Annotated in this window: 4 protein-coding genes; all 4 read left to right on the top strand. The window is 64.5% G+C overall.

Translation table 11 applies throughout. The features are described from left to right. The coding region (locus tag ENZ74_RS22405) for a response regulator (RefSeq protein ID WP_127312994.1) at positions 1–724 on the top strand (724 nt) is incomplete at its 5' end. Beyond that, positions 721–1,962, top strand: a complete 1,242-nt coding sequence (locus ENZ74_RS22400) for an ATP-binding protein (RefSeq protein WP_063168603.1) — start codon at positions 721–723, stop codon at positions 1,960–1,962. The genes ENZ74_RS22405 and ENZ74_RS22400, both read left to right, overlap by 4 nt. Positions 1,963–2,533: 571 nt before the next feature. Continuing rightward, entirely contained in the window at positions 2,534–3,703 is a 1,170-nt protein-coding gene (locus tag ENZ74_RS22395) for an acyltransferase (protein WP_024501681.1), read from the top strand. After that, positions 3,700–4,754: glycosyltransferase family A protein (locus tag ENZ74_RS22390; protein ID WP_164761136.1), on the top strand; the 1,055-nt coding region annotated here is incomplete at its 3' end. The genes ENZ74_RS22395 and ENZ74_RS22390, both read left to right, overlap by 4 nt.

Raw genomic sequence — 4,754 nt, 5'->3', positions numbered from 1 at the left:
GTCACAACCCCATATCCTCGTCGTCGACGACGACCGCGAGATCAGGACGCTTCTCCAGCGTTACCTCGACAGCCAGGGCTTTCGCGTCACGGCGGCGGCGGACCGGCGCGAATGCGAGCAACGGCTTGGCTCCGGCCAATTCGACCTGATCGTGCTCGACGTGATGCTGCCGGACGGCTCGGGGCTCGATATCTGCCGCGGTTTGCGCGACCGCAAGCCGCACACCCCGATCATCCTGCTGACCGCGCTGAAGGAAGATGTCGACCGCATCATCGGCCTGGAACTCGGCGCCGACGACTATCTCGGCAAGCCGTTCAACCCGCGTGAGCTCATTGCCCGCATCCGCGCGGTGCTCAGGCGCTCGACGCCCGAGGAGGCGCCCGCGCCGCCGCGCGCGCGCATCTACCGCTTTGCCAGCTATAGGCTGGAACCGGAGACCCGCAAGGTGACGGATGCGCGAGGCGTGGCCGTCGACCTCACCGGCGCCGAGTTCGATCTTTTGCAGGTGTTTCTCGACCGTCCCGGCCGGCTTTTGTCGCGCGACCAGCTTCTCGACCTGACGCAGGGCCGCGAACGCGATCCGCTGGAACGCTCGGTCGATGTGCTGGTGAGCCGGCTGCGCCGCAAATTTTCCGACACCGGCGACGGGCCGCTGTTCAAGACCGTGCGCAATGGCGGCTACCAGCTCACGGCGCGTGTCGAGACCGTGGAGAGCCACGCGTGAATTCGCTGCGCCGCCGTCTCATCCTGCTGTTGGTCGCCTCGATCGTCGGCGTCGTCGGCCTGGCGACGGCCGCCGTCATCAGCGTGCGCGGCGGCGGACCGCCGCCGGAACTGACCGTGCCGTGGATTGCCCAACAGATGGAAATGGTGGTGCGGCTCTTGCCGGGGCCGATCCCCGACGTCCTGCGGGTTCAATTCGCCGACCATCCAGCGGGCGGCAAGGTGGCTCGTGCGGAAACGGCGATGCTCAACGACATCCTGCACCGCCGTGGCCTCGACTTTCCCGCGGTCGTCAACGAGAAGCCGGACGAACCCGGCCAGATCGCATCGATGCACCTGCCCGACAGCCGATGGGCGATCATTGAGGTGCCGCACCTCAAGCCGCCGCGGCGAGAATGGCTGGTTCTGGCCGGCTGGATCTCGCTGATCGTCGCCGGCGCCACGGCGGTATCGGTCTATTTCACCTCGGTGCTGATCCGACCGCTCGAAATGCTGGAGGCCGCCGTCTCCAAGATCGGATCGGACGGCGTGCTGGCGGCGGTGCCGGAAGTGGGTTCGGCCGAGGTCAAGGCCACCGCGCATGCGCTGAACCAGCTCTCGTCGCGGCTGCGGACCGCCATGGAAAGCCGCATGCGGCTGGTCGCGGCTGCCGGCCATGATCTGCGCACGCCGATGACGCGCATGCGGCTGCGCGCCGAATTCCTGGACGACGAACGCGACAAATGGCTTCACGACCTCGACGAACTCGATCGCATCGCCGACAGCGCCATCCGCCTGGTGCGCGAAGAGGTCAACCAGGACGCCGTCGAAGCGGTGGACCTGGCAAAGACGGTGCGCGATATCGAAGCCGAGATGGTGTCGCTCGGCCATGCCGTCTCGATCGGGCACCTGGAAAAGGTTTGCGTGCGCGCCGGCGCGCTCGGCCTGCGCCGCGCCTTGCGCAACCTGATCGTCAACGCCGCCACCCATGGCAAGGCGTGCCGCATCGACCTGGCCGCGACCGACAATCGCGCCGTGCTGACCATATCGGACCATGGGCCGGGCATCCCCCCGGAACTCCTGAACAAGGCGTTCGAGCCCTTTTTCCGCGTCGACCCCGGCCGCCTGCAATCGATCCCCGGAGCTGGTCTTGGCCTCGCCATCGCCAAGGAAATCATCGAGCGCTACGGAGGCACGGTAACACTGGAAAACCGCCGGGGCGGCGGGCTGGAGCAGACGGTGGTGTTCGACGCGGTGTGAGGGTTGGCGGTCAGCCGAGTAATGGGCGTTGCGCGTGGCAACGACGAAAAACAGAGACGATGCTGCACCGCGCAAAGCTAATGGTTCCAAATCATTTCTTCACGGAGCCAGGGCCGGATCCATATAGACAAAATATAGATTACGGAATTTCCTGTGGTCTAACAAAGAACTAGGCTCTTAAGCCACGAGCTCGCAAATCAACCGAGGCGGGAACATCGGCAAAATTTAAACCACAGCGTTTAAGTTCTGAGAAAAATCGCCAGAATTGACGAGAAACGCTCGGTTTTCTCAATTTTTTAGCACTTGCTCACATAAGTATTTCAGCTGGGTAGATTTTTTGTGTTGCGCCGCACAATGCCGTAGCCGAACGATCTCCTGGGGGACTCGTTTGCGACTGGATATGCGCCGTGGAGGATCCCGCCAGGTTGACCAGCTTGAGCTACCCGTCCGTCGATTTCGAGCGTAGGTTTGACGATGCCTGCGCTCTGGCGGGTCTCGCCCGCCTTGGCCTGCCGCTCGAAACGGCCGGCTGGCGGCTTGGTCGCGGCCATCACGCTGGCGGATGCCGCTGATGGGAAGCGCCCGCGACATCCAACTGGATGCGTTGAGAGCCATCGCCGTGACGATGGTGTTGTATTCCCATTTCTTCGCCGCTGGAGGATCTTCATTCTGGGGCCATATCGGCGTGCGGCTGTTCTTCGTGCTGAGCGGCTTCCTGATCACGCGCCTGCTCCTGGAAGCGCGTTCGGCCGCCGAATTCGAGACCGGTCCCGCGCTGCGATCCTTCTATATCAGGCGAGGCTTGCGGATATTTCCACCCTATTTCGCCGTCCTGGGTTTCGTCTGGCTGGTCGACCTGGACCAATCCAGGGGATCGCTGGTCTGGCATGCGCTTTACCTGTCGAATTTCTGGTATGCGCTGCGCAATGACTGGAACCCTTGGGTGCTGTGCCATTTCTGGAGCCTGAGCATCGAGGAGCAGTTCTATCTTGCCTGGCCGCTGGTCGTCCTGTTGGCCCCGCGCCGCCGCTTCGAACAGATCTGCATCGGCGTCATCGCACTGTCGCTGGCCTATCGCTTTTATTGGCCGCTCACCGCCAACACGACGCTGGCGCGCGACCTGCTGCCGCCGGCATCCATGGATGCGCTGGCGACGGGCGCGCTGCTTGCCTGCTGGCGATCCAGGGGCGCGGCCCTGCCGCACTGGATGCGGCTCAGCTGGCCTGCCTTCGCGGCCGCATTCCTTGTCATCGAGTGGTTTGTGCCTGCGCCCGCCGATCCGATGCTCGAATGGACCCATTGGCTGGTGCGGCAAGTCCTGCCGCTGGTGCCGCTGATGGTCATCGTCGCAGCCTGTTCGCGCGGCCTTGGCGGCACTTTGGGAAAGCTTGCCGAACTGCCGCCGCTGCTTGGCCTCGGCCGCATCAGCTACGGCGTCTATCTCTATCATCCGATATTGCTGTCGCTCGCCGTCAAGGCGCAACCCTGGATTCCGCTCAACGTCTCGGAGCAAGGGCCAGGGCGTTTCCTGGTTGCGAGCGCCGCCACGATTGTCGCGGCCTCGATTTCCTGGGTGGTTTTCGAGAGGCCGCTCAACAGCCTGAAGCGCCACTTCCCCTATGTCGCGCGCACCCGCTCCGCACAGGGCAGCCATGGCGGCTGGCTCGCGACGGCGGCTGGCGGATCGCCCGATGGCCGCACACCGGCGCTCGAACTCCAGCGCACGGATGCAAGACGATGATCGCCGCACCGCTCGTCTCCGTCCTGTTGCCGGTCTACAATGCCGGTCCCTATCTCGCCACCGCGCTGGGAAGCATCCTGCGGCAGGATCACAGTCGCCTGGAGATCATCGCGATCGATGACGGTTCGACCGATAATTCGCTCGAGATACTCGAGCGATGCCAAAAGGCCGACAGCCGCATTTCGATCATCTCGCGCGAAAACCGTGGCCTTGTCGCGACGCTCAACGAAGGGCTGGCGATCGCCCGGGGCGAACTGGTCGCGCGGATGGATGCCGACGACGTCGCCTATCCCTGGCGTTTGTCGCGCCAGGTGGCGCTGTTCGAGCGGCGGCCCGAACTGGGCTTCTGCGGCGCCGGCGTCGACATGTTGATCCGCGGCCGCATCGCCAGGGGCAGGCCCGATCCGGTGTTCCAGTTCGGCCGCATCCCTGTATTGGCGATGTTCTTCACGATCTTCATGCACCCGACGGTCGTCTACAACAGGAAGGTCATCGACGACAGCGTCCTGCACTATGACCAGGCCTACCGGCATGCCGAGGACTTCGATCTTTTCAGGCGGCTGGCCGGCCGTTACCCGGCAGCCATGATGCCCGAAAACCTGGTCGTCTACCGCGTCCATGAGGCAAGCGTGACGAGCCGGCACGTCAAGGAGATGCGCAGGACGCATTTGCGGATCGTGGCCGAGAACCTCGAGCGGGAGGACCTGGCGCAGGCCACGCGGGACCTGCGCGACATTGGCGATGCGGTCAGCCACGGCACCGTCGCCCGTGCGGCCGACTTCATCGTCGCGCTGGAGGAGGAGATTTCCTCGCTGCCGGCGGCGACGCGGCCGAGCTTCGAGGCCGGCGCGCTGAACCTATTCTATTTCCTCTACCAGCTCGTCGCCGACGAAAACCAGCCCGCGCTCACCCATGAATTGCTGACGCGGACCGCCAAATGGAACGTCATCCGGCGCCGCGAACAATATGCGCTGCGGCCCGGCGCCTGGGCGCCCTGGCTCAGCCGCGCTTCGCTGTCGGCCGCCAGGCAGGCCGATGCCATGGCATACTT

Origin of the sequence: Mesorhizobium sp. M7A.F.Ca.CA.002.15.2.1 (genome assembly GCF_003998715.1) — a bacterium.
Taxonomy (GTDB): domain Bacteria; phylum Pseudomonadota; class Alphaproteobacteria; order Rhizobiales; family Rhizobiaceae; genus Mesorhizobium; species Mesorhizobium ciceri.
The sequence above is the reverse complement of the archived record's forward strand: the minus strand, read 5'-3'. Positions and strand labels throughout refer to the sequence as shown.